Genomic DNA, 20,532 nt, shown 5'->3' on the forward strand with positions numbered 1-20,532 from the left:
ATTCATTTTATATACCTCTTATTTTTATTTTTTTGGTTCTATTAAAGTTACTTTTGGTAAATCGTCATTGTTTTTTAATTCATTAATTTTAAATTTATATTCTTTCATAAACATTTCCTTAACTTTCTCCATACCTTCTGAATCTATGAAAAATAAATGTTTATATCCCTCTTTAAAAACAAAATCTATAAACGTTTGAAAAGAATAACTAAGTTTTTGCTTATTTAAACCAACAACTTTATTTGAAGGTGCTGAAAAAACAATTGCATTAGGTGTACCTAAAATAATTTTAAGATTTTCTAATTGCTTTACTACATCGAAAAAATCATCTTTATAATTTTGATTTTCAATGTAGTCTTTTATTTTATATTGGTATTCTTTAGTTTTATTTAAATGTATTTTTTGTTTTTTAACTAAAAGTACTAATTTTGTTATTTTTATTAAATCATCTTCATCGTTATTTTCTTTGTCTAAATTAATTTGATGAGTATCAATAAACATATTCTCAGAAGTATTTGATAAATTATTATTTAACAAATTATTTTGCATGTCATTATAATTCGTAATATTATCATCTAATTTATTTATAGACCTCTCGGTATTCAACATAATTTCCCTTGTTTTTTGCTCTAAATCTGAAACTACTGATTCGATTTCTTCTGACTTAATTATGTTTTTATTTGCTTTAGATTTGAAAATATTAGGATTATAATAATCTGAATTATCGTTTGCAAATATAGTTTGACTATTTTTCTTAAAAACTTCTTTTGGAGCAATATGTTTCTTTTGTTCTTCTTTTTCTTCGGTTTTTATTTTAGCCACATTAATTGGATTTATTGCAACATTTGCATTTTCATTTAAATCGATCGCATTTATCAATCCAAGTTGCAATATTTCAAATGGAATTTCACTTTTAGCAACTTTGGTAAAAATATCATAAAAAGCTTTAGTCAATCGTAAAGCTGAACGTACATTTAGATTTAATTCATGAACTTCTTCAATGCTCAAATAAGATAATAATGAAGCATTATTTGTTTGAGAAATTAAAAGTCATTCTTTAGTTATATTTAAAAGTCTAATAACTAATTGATTAATATTAACCCCGGATTTATTAAGTTCATTTAAAAAACTAATCAATTCGTGGATACTTTTAGAACTAATTAAATTAATTATTTTAATACCTGTTTTATTTGAAATAATTCCGTAATTATTAAAAATATCTTTTTCATAAATTGTTTTATTATTAAATGAACTACATTGATCCGCAATAGAAAGAGCATCTCTCATGCCGCCTGTAGCTAAAGAAGCAATTGTTCTTAAAGCACTCATTTCATATGTAACCAGTTCTTTATCCAAAATTAATTGTAAATGTTTTACGATATCATTTTCTGTCATTCTTCTAAAATTAAATCTCTGAACTCTAGAAAGTATTGTTAAAGGTATTTTTTGCGGGTCTGTTGTAGCTAAAATAAAAATAACGTGCTTAGGAGGCTCTTCAAGAGTTTTTAATAATGCATTAAATGCAGTATTAGATAACATATGAACCTCGTCTATTATATATACTTTAAAAGGGCTATTAATAGGGCTTTGCTCAACTTTTTGTTTTAACTCTCTAATCGAATCAACACCATTATTAGAAGCAGCATCCATTTCAATTATATCTAAGTTGTTTTGAGAATTTTCTAGACATATTTCACAAGCTTTAGTTAAATCATTACTATGAGAACAATTTAGAATAGACGCAAATATTTTTGCAACAGATGTCTTACCTGTGCCTTTGGGTCCTGAAAACAAATAGGCATGACTTACTTTACGACTCTGTAAAATATTTTTTAATGTTTCAACCACAAAATCTTGTCCAACAACTTCATCAAATTTTGTTGGTCTATATTTTCTATAAAGTGCTTTGTAACTCATATACCTCCATTAATTAAAATTAATATTTTAATAATATTAATTATATAATAATATGTTTTATTAAATAAAAATTGAATATAAAAATAAGGTAATCACCTTATCTATAATATTATTAAAATGATTTAAAGGACTATGCAGCTTGTGATTTTTCTTGTCTTCTTAAATCTCTTGCACGCTCTTTTGATAATTTTTTAGCTCTTTTTTCAGCACGAAGTTTGTTTTTTAATCTAACAACTTTTCTCATAATTCAATCCTTTCATCGGGTTTTATTTTACTTTTTGTGTAATATAAAAATTTTACATTAAAAATTATTTTTTTAAAACAAAAATTAATAGGTGCCTTTACTATCGTTTCTAATCTAAGTAAGTCGACTGTCACCTTTGAAGAATCTGATAGAACATGTTTTAAGAAATTACCAAAAAAGTATTAATAAAAGTATTAAAGATTAATTATTTTAAAACTAGAAATCACAAAGATAACAACTGAAAGCATTTTAATATCTGAGATTAAATTACAAAATCTTCACTAAATATTTTACGAAATTAAGATTTAGTATTTTTATTTTCGTCCAAATAACTAATATCTTCATAAATATCATCATATAAGTCTGGATATAGATATGCTAATTTCTTAGTTTCCGCAACAAAGGAATTAGGATTATTTAAATTTCTAACATCGCCAAAAAAGGAAATTTTTTGAGTATCAAACATTAAAAATGTTATAAATCTATCGTTAACACTTAATCCTGGTTCCAAACTAGAACCAGAATTTATTACACCAACCAAATCACCTTTTACATCAAAAACTCCAGTTCCGGATGAACCGGCTTCTAAGTCAACAGAGTTTTGTTTTAAATTAAATACACGTGCAAAATAATTTCCTCAAGTAACAGGAGAACTATAATGAGTAGCTTCTGGTATATTTGTAATTAAGTACTCTCTATAACGACGTGTTCTACCATACGATGCGCTATTGGCTGAATTCTCCATTGGAAATGATCCTAAATATCAATTTAATGATGAATAATCGTTATAATGATATACTTCATTACTTATTTTTAAAGGTTTTAAGTTATCTAAATTTAAAATAAAATCAACTACTGCTTTTTCATTTTTTTTGAGTGTATAACCATCAAATATATAATTTTCTTTTCCTTTTTGATTTTCAAAATGGTTGAAAAAGAAACTAAAGTCTATTTCTGCAATACTAAAATCCATATTATTATTTTCATCGTTATTTAGTAAAATGTTTCCTTCATCATCAAGTTGCTCGCCGTGTAAATAGTATAATTTCTCATTTATTTTTTTACCATTACGTCCTTTTTCATCTTTTATTCTATAATCCTTTATCATTTTAAAAGAAATTTGTTCATCTGCAGGAATTTTAACCCTGCCTAAAATTTCATCATAAAATCTTGCTTGCTCTTTATTCTTGTCAAAAACATATAAATTTTCAATATTAGAAGCACCTAAATAATCATCTCTTTTAAACTTTTGATTGCTAAACCACAGTCTATTTAATCCGTTTTTTTCGTCCAATCCATAAATTGCTTCTTGAGTAAAATAAGGTTTTTGCGGATTTTGTTCAATTTCACTTTTCGATAAAATAGTCGGTACTAATATACTATCAAATCCTCGATTTCTATAATAAGAGAATTTAAATAAATTATTAATAAAATTATTCATTTCATCGGCTATAATAGGTGCCGTAACATGCGAATTAGTCATCACATAATAACGATGATCCTTGTTATTAGTCTTTCCGATAACACTTCAACTACCACCTCCGTCACTCCCTAACGCAAAGGCTCGCGAACGAATATTATTTGCTCCAATAGAATTATCTTCTTTAGTTAATCTAGTGGCGAATTTTTCTGGATTTGTATTTTTGATTTTAAAATCAATATTCGGATAATAACTATTATTTAAATTTGCTTTTGTTATAGTGTTGTTTGATAATTTATCAATTTTTTTAGGAGCATAACTTATGTAATTGCTTATATTATCATTTTGTCTTTGAAAACGGTGTATAAAAAAATAATTATTACCAATAAAAGCCGACTCTTTTGGATCGTCATTATGTTGCGAAGCTATTTCATATATCTTTGCTTGATAGTTAAAATTATTTTTTGAAGATATTGTTAATTTTAAATTTAGGTTGTTAGTGGTATTGCTTGTATTTATTTTTCTATTAATATCAAGCGTAAAATTAAAGTTTTTATGAATATAATTTAAAACACTTTTAGATACATCTTTATTTTCATTAATATAAGTTATATCTAAGTGTGGATTTGTTATTTTTGTATAATTAGTCAATTTAGACAAAGGATATGACATTTTAATGATCGACCTTGCCTTTTGAACTTCTGAAAAATGTCTCGGATTAGTTTGATAAGGATCAAATTCAAATGCAAAGGTAACAATAATTTTACTAGGATCCAATTCTTTAAATTCATATAAGGATAAATCTTTTTCCAAAATTGCTTTTGTATTATTTTCACTTATTTTAAAATAATTATTTCTTATATAATCTTTGCCTAAAAAAGGAACCAGTTTATAAATTTCATTATTTTTTATAATATTTAAATTTTGCCTTTCGTAGTTATAATCGTATCTATCAAAACTATTTTCGAATGTAAAATTAAAATATGTATCTAATTGAGAATCTACCAATTTAGACAATTCTTCATCATTTTTATATGTATAATCAACTTTATTTTTACTAATTAAATTAATTCTTTCTACAAAATAATTATCATTATAATTAGCTATTTTAGAATTATCCGAAAAACTATTGTCCTTTATTTTATCGATATTTATCTTTATAAAACTTTCTACTTTAGAATCACCTTCTAATATTTTAATGTTGTCTAGTTTATATTCAACGTTTTTAAACAACTTATTCAACTCAAACTTATCTAATTCAGAAATTCTTATATAAATAGTTCTCGACGGAAATAGTTTTTTTCTTTTGAATGTTTCATTACTATTTTTTAAAATTGGTGAAAAACTTAAGGCAAAAGTCTTTTGAGCAAAGTATTCTTTATTTGATTCATTTAAATTTATTTTTAATGAACCATAAAGTTTATTATTTTCTTTAAAGACTTTAAAGTCTTCCACTTTTATATTGTCTACTTTATTGTTATTTGTAAATATATATTTTGGATAAAAATTTAATGAATATGAGTCTGTTGATGTAGAATATGAAGTTACTATAAAATTATTAATGTGTTTAGGTAATGTTTTTAAATTAAATTTAAAAACTTTTTTAGAATCTGATTTTTCAGATTTAAAAACTTTAGCAAATGGCATTAAATAATTTGTAGATTTAATCATAATATCAATTTCATCCACTGATATTTCGTTTTCAAAATTTAAAGTCAATTGTTTATTAGAATCATTAAATTCCATCGAAAATTCACCAATATTTTTTATTGTTTTTTCTTGTTGTGTAAATTGCCCTTTTAATTGTTTTTCGTGTGATTTTAAGTTATCAAATTCAACATCTTTAGTAACTGCATAAGATTTATAAAAATTTATAATATTTCTTAGTTCTCCAGAGTAAAAATTAGGGTTTGTTTGTTCTATATTTATATCATTGTTTGAGTTAGAAAATTTAATAATATTTGAATTTAAATTCTGAACGTCAACATCATAAATATTAGGAATAGATTTACCATCATCAATTACTTTGGGAGTTTCCTTGACGCTCTCTTCATTTTCAATAATTAAGTTATCGTTAATTGTTTGTGTTTTATTAGTGTCTTGGATTTTTAATAAAGTGTTGTTAGTATCATTTTTATTTGAATTATCTATATTTTTATCTTTCGATTTAGAAATAGAATTACTTTGATTCGAATTTTTTGAATCGTTTATAGAATCATTAATTTTATTTTTTTCTAATTTGTTGTCTTGCGGAACTAATACATTATTTTTATTATTAATCTTGATTTCATTATTTTTGTCTTTTTCTTTAATTTTAGAATTCGAATGTTTAACATATTTATTTTCAGAACAAGATACTAAAGTAGGTGATACACCAACAGATAACATTAGTGTTCCTAAAATAAATCATTTTTTTGTTTTTTTCATATTTTCCTTTCTAGAATTATTATTTTTCTCTTAGTTTTTGTTTGAAGGAATTATAAATATTTTTTTATAAAATAAAAACTAAATAACTATTTAAAAATAGTAAACTAATACAAGACTTTGAAAACACTTATTTAGACAAAATTAAATAAACTATTATAATATAGTTGAGGTATTTATGAAAAATAAGCAGATTGTTGAAAATATAATTGAAGAATCATTAGATAAGATAATGTCTGATAGATTTAAAAAATATTCTAAATATGTAATTCAAGACAGAGCTATACCGGATGTAAAAGACGGATTAAAACCTGTACAAAGAAGAATTCTATATTCTATGTTTGTTTTAGGTTTAGATGCAGACAAACCATATAAAAAATCAGCCAGAATTGTCGGAGATGTAATTGGTAAATATCACCCTCACGGTGATAGTTCTGTCTATGAAGCAATGGTAAATTTAAGTCAATGATGAAAATCAAATGTACCACTTTTAGATATGCATGGTAACATTGGTTCGATCGATAATGATCCCGCTGCTGCTATGCGTTATACTGAAGTTAGATTATCTAAAGTTGGTCGTTATATTTTAAACGATTTAAAAAAGAATACGGTTGCTTTTGTTCCTAATTTTGATGATAGTGAGATAGAACCAAGTATTCTACCTTCTATTTTTCCGACACTTCTTGTAAATGGAACAAAAGGTATTGCTATAGGTATGGCAACAGAAATGCCACCACATAATTTATCTGAAATAATAGACGGCACAATTGCATTAATAAAAAACCCACAAATTACAACAAAAATACTTATGGCTTATGTTAAAGGACCGGATTTTCCTACTGGAGGAATAATTAAAGGTAATAGCGGAATTGTTGAGGCTTTTGAATATGGACAAAACAAAAACGAAAGAATTTACTTATATTGTAACTACAAAACTTATAGCGAAAAAAATAATCAATTTATAGAAATTACTGAAATTCCATTCGGAATTAATAAGTCAGAATTAGTTTATAAAATTGACTTAATAATATCTAACGGAGACATTGATGGCGTTTTAGATATTAAAGATAGATCTGATCGTAATGGTATTAATATTTTGATAACTTTAGATAAAGATATTAATATAGATAGTGTATTATCATATTTATTTAGTAAAACGGATTTAAGGGTTAGTTATTCATACAACAACACTGCTATAGACAATGACCAACCTAAAACACTAAATTTAAAACAACTTCTAAATTCATATGTTACACATGTTAAAGATATAAAAACAAAAACATTAACATATGATTTAGAAAAAAGTAAATTAAGACACGAAATAGTTTTAGGTTTTATTAAGGTTGCCGAAATTCCGGATGAGGTAATTAAAGTAATTAGAAATTCCGAAGGGTCAAAAGCAGGAGTAATTGAAAACTTAATTAAGCATTTTAAATTTACAAATTTACAAGCTACTGCAATTGCAGAGCTTAAACTTTATCGTCTAAGTAAAACCGACAAGATTGCGTACTTAAACGAAAAAGAAGAATTAGAAAAAACAATCAAAAGAATTCGATCACTTTTAAACAATTCTGACATTTTTGATGAATACATTATTGATAAACTTCAAGAAATTAAAAACGAGTTTGGTACAAAAAGAAAAACTAAAATTGAAAAAGATGAATTTGATGTTTCTTATAAACAAACTGATTTAATAAAAGAAGAAGAAGTTTACTTCGGAATTTCTAAATTAGGATATATTAAGAGATTTTCTGATAAAACTTACGAATCCAATAACATTAGCACATACTACTTAAAAGAAGATGATAATTTAATTTACTTCGAAAAAGCTAATACAATGCATAATTTTTTAATTTTTACAAATTACGGAAATTATGCAATTGTCCCTATTTATAAAATAAACGAGAATAAATGAAAAGATTATGGAACCTCCTTGAGAGATTTAGTTAATTTAGGTCCTACCGAAGAGGTTATTAGTATTTTTGAAATTAAGAATTGAAATAGTAAATTAAATGTTGTTTTAGGTACAAAAAATGGATATTTCAAACGCACTAAATTAATAGATTTTGAAGTAAAAAAACTAAATAAAATGTATACAGCAATTAATCTTTTAAACAGCGATGTTTTATTAAATGCCTATTTAAGTAATGACCAAAATACCATTTCTATCATCACTGAAAAAGGGCTTGTGTCTTCTTATTCAGAACTAGATATTAGTATTCAAGGTATAAAAGCAAAAGGTGTTAAAGGTGTTTATTTATCATTGAATGATAAGGTGGCAAATTTCACAATAAATAACGATCATGATATTTTGATTTTAATTTCTAAAGATGGAAAAATTTTAAAAATTAACGCTAATCAAATTCCACAAATTTCGAAGACAAACAAAGGTAAAAAAATAGTTGATGTAAAAACATTTGGGGAAATAATTGATTTAAACATTTTAAATAATGATAAATGTTTAATAGTTAAAACAAATGACAATAGAACATACTTTGATGATTTAATATCTTATAAAACAAATAGTAAACCTCAAAATATAAATATTGAAAATTTTGATATTGCAATATATAAAAGAAATATGCAAGATTACAATTTTAAAAACTATTCTGACTTTAGTGCAGAAACAATTAAGGCAGTTGATAATAAAGTGCAAAAAATAGAAAAAACAATAAAACAAAGCGAAAAAAATCTTGACGATCTCCTTTCGAGAGTTGAAAAACTACTCAAAAATGATAAATAAGAAAAGAATAAAAAGTTAAAAGAATGAATATTTTACTTTTTATTCTTTTTTATATGTCTTTTAAAAAAATGCATTTTTGGTGTATGCTATAATATTTATATTAAATAAGGAGATTTATGTCGTTAAATAAAAAGAAAAAAAATATAATTATCGGTAGCGTGATCGCATCAGTAATTTCGGTAGGAACAGTAGTCGGGGTTACCGTTCCTGTTTTAAACAAAAAAAGCAATTCTACTCGCAAACAAATACCTCAAAGAGAAAATCAAAATGCAATTATAAGTTTAGAAGGAGTTTCTTACTTAAAAAATAATGCAAATAAACAGTTAAAAATTGGTGATTTGATTGAACTAAAACTAGATATCCCAAATGGAAAAAAAGTTTCAGAGATAAGAATAAATAATAAAAAACAAACAATTCAATTATCTGAACAAAATACATTTAATTGAGTTATAAATCAACAAAATACGAATATAGAAGTTATTTATGAAGATATACAAAACTTTAAAGTGTCGTTTTCTAATAATATTACATTAATAACACCAAACGTTAACTTAAACAGCGTTAAAGAAGGGACTTCACTGCAATTTTCATTTAAAATACCAAAAGATAAAGAAATTAATTCATTAATAATTAATAATGAAGAATATAAAGAGACCATTTCTAACAATTCATTTACTTATAAAATAAATTCAAATACAACAATAAACCTTATGTTCAAAGATAAGGAATCTAGTGTAGATTCAAACGTATCGGATGAACAAGATAATAACAATAAAGACGGAGAATCAGATAATAATGATCAGGGAGTTTCGAATGAGGTTCCAGAAAATTCGAACAATGATCAAACCGGTTCCGGAGAACCAAGAAACCCAGAAAATAGTAATGAAAAAAATGAAATTGTAAAAGAAATACCTGAAGAAAAAGAAAAAAACTCTACCTTGAATTTACAAGGTTTTTTAGAAGAAAACAAAATAGTAGAACAAGGTAAAGTCGTAACACTAAATCTTAAAATTCCAGCAAATAATCATTTAGTTTCACTAACTGTAGATGGAGTTAATAAAAAAGATCAAGTTATTAATGGACAATTTAGTTTCACACCTGAAAAAGATACATATCAAATAAATGCATCTTACTCTTTAAATAAATATTCTTTAACGTTAGGTAGCTCAGAATTATCTATACAAGATAACATCGATAAAGCAAATATAGATTATAATAGCGAAGTTGTTGTAAGTATAAATGTTCCTAATGGTAAAAAAATTCAAGAATTAATGGTAAATGGTTCTAATAAAAGAAGAGAAGTAGATTCTAATAATAAATTTAGATTTAATATTAAAAACAATACAACAGTTAATGTTAAATTTAAAGATTCGGTTCATGAAATTAAAAATTATACACTTACTTTAGGAAACAATTTAGTAACATCAAGCGATATAAATCTTAAAAGTGTACCCGAAAATTCAACTATTAGAGTTTTCTTTGACATACCTTCTGGGCAAGAGGTTTCAACCTTAACTGTTAATAATCAAGATAAATTATCAAGTATGGATTCATCGGGAGCTTTTATTGATTTAACAATGAACGAAGCGAAAAATGTTCAAGTTACTTTTAAAAATAGAGCTAATGCAAATGGAACTATATATATAACAACAAATAATAGAGGTTATGATAATTTTGGTGTATACATTTACAAATCTGGTCAAATTTTAAAAGATAATAACAATAACAGTCCACTAACTAATATCAAGTTAGGAGATATAGTATTATTTAAAATAAAAACTGAGAACAATAGTTTTGAAGTTAGTGAACTAAAAATGAATGATTATAAAGGTCAGGAAATATTATTAACTAAAAATATATGAGGAGATCTAGCTTATGCTGTTGTATCGGCCGGTTCTTTTATCGACGTAAATGCAACATTTAAAGAAAAGCCTAAAAAAATTGTTGATAAATCAAAATTACTAGAAGCAATTAGATTAGCAGAGGAAAAAAAGAAATCTTCTACATACATTTTTGAAAAAGATGAAGAAATTAAGAAAGTATTTGATGACAGTCTTAAAGATTCTATTAACATAAAAGACAAAGAAAATGTAACCGAAGAAGAGATAAACATTTCAACTGAAAAATTAATAGATTCAATGGATAATTTAAACGGTCAATATAATAAAAAATCATTTGATTTTAAAGACATTAAAAATGTCGAATTATTTAATATTGATAACGGAACTCAAAAAGTAGCAGGTTTAAGCGGAGAAAATTTTGATTATAGTAAATATTTTGCAAAAATTACTAATGGTGAGGAAATTTTCGAACTCCCAATTAGAAATATTAAGAAAATGAATAATAAATATGAAGTTACAATCAGTAATGATAAATTAGTATACTTTAATTCTTCAAACGATGCAATAGATCATTTTAGTTTTTATGTTGATGAAATATCAACCGAACAAGGCGCTATAACTTCGTTCAATCAACTAGTTTCTGAAATAACAAAAAATCCTAACGGTACATTTAAAATAGGGTCCGACTTATATGCATCAAATACAAATGCAGATGCATATATAATGAGTGATTTTACAGGTACATTAACAAGTTCCGCAAATAAAGGTTATACTATTTATGGATTGAATAAACCTTTGTTCAATAAATTAATAAATGCTACTCTTGAAAATTTTAAAGTAAAAAATTCTACTTTAGAAATAACTAAAAATGGTGGTGTAATATCTATATCTGCAACTAGTTCTAATATAAGACATTTAGAAATTGAAGCAACAGTAAATTATAGACGTTCACAAACCGATACCACTTATGTCGGAGGTATTTTTGGTTCTTTATCGGGTGGCAATGATATAAACGACAAAAAAATCGAAAAAAACATATTTAATGTTAACTTAAATATATTTAACGGTTCTGCAAATAGTCAATATTATGGTATTGTTGCTTCTAGATCATATAATATTGATTTAACAAAAAATTATATTTTAGGAAATATAACTAGCGATCAAAACTTACAAAACAAAGTAGGTTTAGTTTTAGGTAATAATATTAATTCTGGAACCGTAATGAATCAAAACATTATAAACGTTAATAACAATTTAACTTCACATATTATGGGGAACGAAAACTCAGAAACAATCGAAAATAATTGAATACTTACCGAATCAACAACTGACGAAACACACATTTCAAAAAGTGAATTAAATCAAAAATTATTAAACCTTGAAATAATTAAAAACGAAGCCAAATTAAACGTTTTTGACAAAGTTAATTATGCAAGTATTAACAATTATGATTCGACAAGAATTATCGCGTATAAGAACATGTCTAAATTAGTTCCACTATACGATAGAAACACAATAGTAGAATTAGGTAATTTAGTTAGTACTTCCGATATTCTTTACACAAAAGAAATCAACTCTATAATTCCATTGACCGAAAATGATACTTTCGCAACAAATTTATATAATAAAGATTTAATAAAAAAAGTATTAGTTAAATTTAACGATAACACAATACAAGTTTATAACTTGAGTTATCCTGTTCAATTCGAAAACACAAATATCTATGAGTACACATTTAATGGTGACCTTAAATTTACACCAAGACAATTTTTAAATAAAAATCAACAATTGATTGATGAATTAGCCCATGAATTTGATTCGCTAACACTTAATTCAACCGAATTCCAAAAATTAGTAGGTTTGAATGAATATAATGATAAATTTAGATCAAATATTCGTGATCAAAAAATGAGAGAAAATTGACCTGGTGAAACAATGGATGCATTATATCTAAATAAAACTTTTGACTACGTTAAAGAGCATATTAAGGATTATTTGGAATCTATTATTGCTAATTATAATATCGCGGATTATTCAAACGACACAATTAAAAATTTAATTAAAAATGAAATTTTAGATAACAAATTCAAAATAATGTTGGCTTTAACCTATCTAGAAAGATTATATAAAGTTCAATTTGGAAAATATAATATTAAAAACATAGTATTATTTAGACCTGATTTTTATAATTCAAAAATTAAAAACATCGATTTACTAAAAGAAATTGGTTCACTAAAATTTGAAGATTTATTATTACAAAATAACGATAAGGTTTTCAAAGAACACTTGAGCAAATTAATTTTAGAAAATGATAAAAATAGTATTTTTGATTTCCTTGAAATGAATAATAAAATTTTTAACAACAACCAAGTGATGGATATTTGATTGAAAGAATCATCAAAAGCTTACATATATGAATTGAAATCAACAAAATATCCTGATATCGATGTTTCGCTATATACAAAACTTAAAAATAAAACAAATGCAAATAAATACATTCTTCCTTTACTAAATCTAACTGAAGATAATGTTTATGTTATTTCAACAATAGCTACAATGTATTTTGGTGGATATGGCAGAACTATTGATGAAGCAATTTGAAATAATAAAGAAGCATATTCATCCGAATTAGAAAAGGCTAAAAATAAAGTTAGAGTAAGCGCAGAAAAATTCATGCACTTCCTTGAACTTATGTATACAATAGCAAACGAGCAAGGAAAAGAAGAAATGAAAAATAATGTAACCGAAATATTTGAAGGTTACTGATTATTATCAAGCCAGAGTGGAGAGCCGATTTACAAAGATGCGGATGAAAAACGTAGATGAGCAACCGCTCATGATCAAACTTACACAGCAATAAACGACTTTTTTGGTCCGATTGGTAAATATTACAGTCAGTCCGCACGTAAAGAATCAGCATACGCTAATCAAAACACAAAAGTTGTTAGATTCGATAGTGTTAACTTATTAGATCCGGAAGGTGCTTCAACAATAACTCATGAATTAACACATATTTACGATAGAAAGACTTGACTACAAGGAAACGAATATAGACCAGGACAAGGACCTGAAGGGTATGCTCTCGGATTATTCCAATCAGTTTCTACAGCTAATGCATATTTTTACGGTTTTAACTTAACTGAAGAATTAAGTGGAGATGTAACAACAAACAACAGTATTAGTAGATTCTCAAGTAAAGATGATTTCAAAACATATATGCACAATCTTTTTGATGTAACCTACTTAGTTGATGCATTAGAATCAGAAATTATGTTGAATAGAAGTAATAATGAAAAATCTAAATTCTATGCTAAATTAGAACTAACAAAAGATAAAGAAAACGAAAGAAATGATAGAAACTTCTATAGACCAGCCGATGAACATAAAAAAGTAAAAAGTGATGTTGAAAAAGGTTACATTCATGGAATTGATAAATATAGAGAGTTAACATCAGATGAAATATCTTCTCTTCACACATTAGATGACTTAGTTGATAAGAACATAATATTCAGAGGAAATAAATTTAATTTACAAAGAGCAAATGATTTTAGCGGACAACGTAATAACGACTACAATTATTACTGAATCTCAATGTTTGATCCTATTTTTGCAGGATATCAAAACGATACCGGTGTTGCTGGTGGTTTAATTTTCAGAAGAAATGCATTCGAATTACTAGCAGAATATGGATGGGATGACGGTTTAGTTAAATACACATCAAATGCATTAGAAAAAAATGCACCCGAAAATCAAATTCTATCAGACACATATGTATATAGTCAAATTTTTGGCAATAAATATAAAACATATGCCGACTTTAGAAAAGCGATGTACAAAGAAAGATTAGCTAAAAAAGACAACTTCAAACAAATCACAGTAAAATATAAAAACGAAAGTTATACTCTAAATAATTCAACAGATATTAAAAACTTATTAACTAAAGCTATAAATGATGATTTAAAAGAGATGCAACTTCATCCTCGTAAAGGATTCTTTAATAGAGATGCAGTTAAAACAGAAATATTAAGAAAATTTAATACATTAACAAAGAATTTTAGAACAAGTATTTTTAAATAATTTTAAAATAATGGTTGCAAACAACGTAAATGCAAGCATTATTTTTTTAACTTTCATATTCAAATAATAAAAATAATATTTAATAAAATATGTTAAAATATAAAAATAAATAAAAGATAATTAAAAATAAATTTAATTTACTTATTTTTGGTAAAATATTTTTGCTAACAACATAATAATTTAAGGACAGGTTCTAGTTGCAAGGCTAGACTTTGGTGGTTTTAGCGCTAAAACAAATTTTACAAATAAAAATAATTAAATTACAAATTAAATTTTAGAAAGGATTTAAAAATATGGCAAAATTAGATTTTGATCGTAGTAAAGAACACGTTAACGTTGGAACAATCGGTCACGTTGACCACGGTAAAACAACATTAACAGCTGCTATTGCTACAGTATTAGCTAAAAAAGGATTATCAGAAGCTCGTGATTACGCTTCAATCGATAATGCACCTGAAGAAAGAGCTCGTGGTATTACAATTAATACATCACATATCGAATATCAAACAATGACACGTCACTACGCACACGTTGACTGTCCTGGTCACGCTGACTACGTTAAAAACATGATTACAGGAGCTGCACAAATGGACGGTGCTATCTTAGTTGTTGCTGCAACAGATGGACCTATGCCTCAAACACGTGAACACATTCTTTTATCTAAACAAGTTGGTGTTCCTCGTATCGTTGTTTTCTTAAACAAATGTGATATGTTAGAAGGTGAAGAAGAAATGATCGAATTAGTTGAAATGGAAATTCGTGGTCTTCTTTCAGAATACGGATTCGACGGAGATAACGCTCCAATCATCCGTGGATCAGCTTTAAAAGCATTAGAAGGTGATGAACACTACGAAGGTAAAATTATGGAATTAATGGATGCTGTTGATTCATACATCGAAACACCAGTTAAAGAATTCGATAAACCTTTCTTAATGGCTGTTGAAGACGTTTTCACAATTACAGGACGTGGAACAGTTGCAACAGGACGTGTAGAACGTGGAACACTTAACTTAAACGAAGAAGTTGAAATCGTTGGATTACACGCTACTAAAAAAACTGTTGTTACAGGAATCGAAATGTTCCGTAAAAACTTAAAACAAGCACTTGCAGGAGATAACGCTGGATTATTACTTCGTGGAGTTAACCGTGAAGACATCGAACGTGGACAAGTTTTAGCTAAACCAGGTTCAATCGTTCCTCACACAAAATTTGAAGCTGCAATTTACGTACTTAAAAAAGAAGAAGGTGGACGTCACACTCCATTCTTCAAAAACTACAAACCACAATTCTACTTCCGTACAACAGACGTAACAGGTGGTGTTGTGTTTGAAGCTGGACGTGAAATGGTTATGCCAGGGGAAAACGTTAACTTAACTGTAGAATTAATCGCTCCAATCGCTGTTGAAGAAGGAACAAAATTCTCAATCCGTGAAGGTGGACGTACAGTTGGTGCTGGTTCAGTAACAAAAATCGTTAAATAATTTTTTTGAAAAATATATAAAAATAAAAGGCAAAATGGTATTTCATTCTGTCTTTTATTTTTATATATTTTGAAATAAACTTGTTTTATTTTCATAATTTATGACCACATTTCAACATTGTCTATAAAGTTATATAATTAATAATTATATTAAAGATTACAAGGAGATAGAATGAAAAAGCGTAATAAATGGTTGATTTTGGGATCACTTACAATTTCTTTCGGTTCGTTACCGGTTTTGATAGCTTGCTCAAATAATGTAAAAACTAGAAAACCAATACCGAAAAATAATTCTAAAATTGATGAACAAAACATATCAAACAATAATAAAACCAACGAAAAAGCAAAAAAAGATAATATTGTAGTTAGCCAAACACAAAACAACAAAAACAAAGAATCTAACATTATAAATAAACCGAATAATGTTGAAAACAACGACCAAACCGACGTCAAAAACGAGAACGATATTGAAAAAAATAAAAAAATAGATAATGTTGACTCAAACAAAAAACAAGATAATGAAAATAAAGAAAACGAAAGTCAAAACAATAAAGAAAAAGATAACTCTTCAATTAATAAAAATAATACAATTACAATTGATAATGACGAAAATATTGATAATCAAGCTGAAACATCAGAACATAAAAATCAAGAACAAAATGTTAGTTCTAATGCAAAACCTGCAAACGAAAATATAGATTCAACAAATAACACGCATATCTTTAACAATAATTTTAGTTTAAGAGAAGAATATATATTAAAAGAGAAAGTAAATGTAAAAGATATATCGAATTACCATGAAAATGATCAATATTTCGACGTTTACAATAATTGATTAAAAACAAAGACAAGCAATAATAATACCAATATAGTTTTTGACGACTCACATTTTATAGAATTTTCGTTACTATCTTATGTTTACGCAAATAATTCATTGACAATTAAGATAAAATCAAATTTTGACTTAGATGAAATTAATAATTACAAGTTAATTTATAGATCTGATGTTGCTAATGAAAATATTGAAGTATCATTATCTCCTTTTGAAAACTCAAAAAGAACATTACTTGCTAATATTTCTAATATAACTCAAAATTATAAAATAAAACTAGTGGATATTAAGAAAAATAATGAATCTTTAAACTTTTTATCAAAAGGTGAAATTATGTTAGGTAACGAATCATGAGAGGAGTCTAGAAACTTTATAATTTCAAATGATAATGAGTGAAAAACATGACCTGCAGTCGGAAATAGACACAGCTTTAAAATTGTTTTTAGATCTAAGTATAATGGAGCCACACCGTATGTTCCTAATAATTTAAGATTTATTTGATTAACAAAAGATAAAAGAATAGAATACGCTAGATTTTCATATAAAAAGGTTGACGATTGAAATAATATAAAAACAAGTGGGTATACTAAATTAATTGCAGAGTCTGAGACATTCGATATTTCTAATATTGATAAGATTTTAGGAATAGAAATAAACCCCAAAACTGGAAACCAAGATAAATGGTTGAAAATTAATGGAATACCCGAAATAAAAATTACAGGTAAAGAAGATGAAAACTCCTCACAAATTTCTAATGCGCCAATCATCAATTCTACTACTTTACAAAATAATAGTGTAATTATTGACTTTAGACATTTAGACCAATCATTAGTCGATACTTCAAAAGTTCAATTTGAAGTAAAAAGTATGGATCCTTTTAATAAATTTTCAAACGTTTTTTTAGGTTATAAAAGTAACGATAATCAATACACAATTCAAGATGTTAATCTCCCTAAAGATATTTCGCAATTCATGATTACAAGAGTTAATTTTGGAAATCAATTATATGATTACAACATAAATAGTCGAGAATCTATCATTAAAAATCATCCCATTACAAAAAATTTTAAAGTAGAAAGATTAAATTTTTATACTGATAACGAGACTAAAAATATATATGGTTCAATTGGAATTAATTTTTCAAAAGAAGATTTAGAGTTGTTTAAAAATAAGAATTTAGAACTAACTTTCCAAAGAAAAGATAGAGTTCCCGGAGAAGATTCGTATGGAGGAATTTACTATAACTTATTTTTAAAGGAAGAAAAAATTGTAGTTCCTTTTGATAAATTACAAAAATTTAATTTGAATGGATTTTACGAAAACACTAAATATGAACTTGAAAAAATTGGAATAGTAGATAAGTATTCTTTAATAGAATTTGTAGGTAATCAACACTTCGCTTTTAGTTTAGATTTAGAAAATAATAAATCATTTTTATATAATTTTGAATATAGTAATTTTGATAATAATTATATAGCTGGTTCTAATTCAGGTGAAACTAAAAATAGTCTTATGAAAAAAGTTAGCAACACAGATTTGAATATTGATTACTCAATACAAAATCACTACTCGCTAAATAATTATAATAGAGAATTATGATACAAACAGAGAGCATCATTGTTTGAAGATGAAATTTCTCCTGAATTAAGTACAAAAAAAGAATATTTAAAAAATCATGCTTCTAAAATTCATTTAACACAACACAATAAAGAAATTAAAACTCATTTTATTTCACCGCGTGAAGTTATAAATGATTTATCTTGAAAAATAAATGACAATTTTACCCTAGCATCAATAACAAAAGATTTATCTAATTTTGATGGAATTGATAACCATCAAAAAGATGCATACTTTGAAATAGGATTTGAATTTGATCCAAAGCAAAGACAACTTATAGATTTAATTGAACCAGAGCCATTTGTTAGATACGGAAGTTGAACTTACAATTCCTCTCATTCAACAAAAAATATGTCTAAATCATTTGTTTATATTTCTGTTCCATATAGTCAAATTTTAGAAAATAATGAAATTTCCGATTTAGGTTTTGAATATTTAGCAATAAGAAATTCAAAAGAAGAAGAACTAAAATTAAAACAGCTAATAGCAAATAGATATAAATTTAATGTTAAATATAATAAGAACACAAAAGAATTAACTTATATAATAGAATCAAGAGATAAATCAAATAAAATAGTTGATAGATTAGGTGATCACTATTTCTCATTACACAATTCCGCTTTTTTAGGAAACTCTCTTTTCTTTGTCCATTGAGCCGATCTAGATGAAAATAATATAACAAATATTACTTACATACCAAAAAGTAAAAAAGGTATTCTTTCAATTGGGTTAGATCAATTAAATTTTGAAGATAGTTATGATTATGTATCAACAACTATTTGAGGTTCCTCAAAACGTGTTTATTTCAATAATACAGAAGAAAATGTCTTAAACGCAAGAGATAGAGTGTTTAATTTCGCTCCAAGACCAAAAGGTGCCGAAGGTACTTGAGATGTAATCGGTAAAGTAAATCCAAATGATCCAAATGATTATAGATTTTTTGTAACTACTAATCAACATGTTTGAGGTTCTGCATATAGTAGAGAATTTAAAAATAATAATTTTAATTTACCAATTAAATTATTCGAACCAAAGGGAGGTTGAACACCCGATTCAAGAGATACTAGAGGTCGCATCGAAAACGAAAAAGAATGATCGGAAGCAACAGTAAAAGTTGAATTAATAGCTAATTTTCATAATGATATTACATTCCCTAATACTGCCACAGAATTTAAAAATAACTATGCTGATATAAATGAAAATAGTACTTGACATATATTTGGAGAAAATAAAACTGAACATTCACTTTCTAATGCCGACTTAGTTGTTGGTATTGCTGATTTTAAAGATTTTTATTCTATTTTTAATGAAAAAGATGGAAAAATGTTTTATAACGGACAAGAATTTAATGAAAATAATGAAGCAATTTACAGAACATATATGTTCTTTAAAAAATTACCAACACTAAAAACAATAAAGCCAAGTAAACATAATTTACATTTATCTAAATTGGTTAATTTAAATTGAAGTATAGCTTCATTTCCAATAAAAGAACAAACATATAATAAAGATTCTTTAAATAATAAAAGATACCGTGAATACATAATAGGAAGTATGGGAGACTACTTCATAGAAGGACTAGCATACGGTGGCGCTAGATCAAAATTACCTGCTATACCACTTGATTCAACAATTTTTGACTTACAAGGTGGTTCATCAGGAAGTATGGCATTTGATTCCGAAGGAAATGCAACAGGACTTTTAACAGAATCAACATTTTCTCGTTCAAATGTAATGTTAATCGACACAAACGGTAACGCCTTTTTAGGTGATGGTAAAACAACGCAAAACCCTGCTTCTTTCTATGAACGCATGAGACTTTTGAGTTATTTATTCCCAAACAAATATAACCACAATCAATTTAACGAAAAACCGAATTGAGAAAAAATAAATAATGAATAATTTATAAAAATCGCAAACATACAACTTGCGATTTT

At 26.0% G+C, this 20,532-nt stretch carries 6 protein-coding genes; 4 read left to right on the plus strand and 2 right to left on the minus strand.

The window, feature by feature from the left end; all coding sequences use genetic code 4:
* Positions 1-24 precede the first annotated feature (24 nt).
* Both dnaX and JXZ93_RS03280 read right to left on the minus strand, forming a co-directional pair.
* A complete protein-coding gene (dnaX, locus tag JXZ93_RS03275; protein ID WP_205852715.1) occupies positions 25-1,917 on the minus strand; it encodes a DNA polymerase III subunit gamma/tau in 1,893 nt (630 codons plus the stop codon).
* Between the two features lie 542 nt (positions 1,918-2,459).
* Positions 2,460-6,008 (minus strand): hypothetical protein, encoded by a 3,549-nt coding sequence (locus tag JXZ93_RS03280; RefSeq protein ID WP_205852716.1) that lies wholly within the window; start codon positions 6,006-6,008, stop codon positions 2,460-2,462.
* A gap of 175 nt (positions 6,009-6,183) precedes the next feature.
* Here JXZ93_RS03280 and JXZ93_RS03285 point away from each other — a divergent pair, with 175 nt between their 5' ends.
* From JXZ93_RS03285 to JXZ93_RS03300, 4 genes are all read left to right on the plus strand, one after another.
* Positions 6,184-8,748: a DNA topoisomerase (ATP-hydrolyzing) gene (locus tag JXZ93_RS03285; RefSeq protein ID WP_205852717.1), complete on the plus strand. Its 2,565-nt coding sequence runs from the start codon at positions 6,184-6,186 to the stop codon at positions 8,746-8,748.
* A 116-nt stretch (positions 8,749-8,864) separates the two neighbouring features.
* Positions 8,865-14,666, plus strand: a complete 5,802-nt coding sequence (locus JXZ93_RS04300) for a ZmpA/ZmpB/ZmpC family metallo-endopeptidase (RefSeq protein WP_205852718.1) — start codon at positions 8,865-8,867, stop codon at positions 14,664-14,666.
* 293 nt (positions 14,667-14,959) lie between these two features.
* Complete coding sequence (gene tuf, locus JXZ93_RS03295) at positions 14,960-16,147, plus strand: elongation factor Tu (protein ID WP_205852228.1); 1,188 nt, start codon at positions 14,960-14,962, stop codon at positions 16,145-16,147.
* A gap of 171 nt (positions 16,148-16,318) precedes the next feature.
* Complete coding sequence (locus JXZ93_RS03300; protein WP_205852719.1) at positions 16,319-20,497, plus strand: hypothetical protein; 4,179 nt, start codon at positions 16,319-16,321, stop codon at positions 20,495-20,497.
* Positions 20,498-20,532 lie beyond the last annotated feature (35 nt).

This window comes from Mycoplasma sp. CSL10166 (assembly GCF_017116885.1).
Lineage (GTDB): Bacteria > Bacillota_I > Bacilli_A > Mycoplasmatales > Metamycoplasmataceae > Mycoplasmopsis.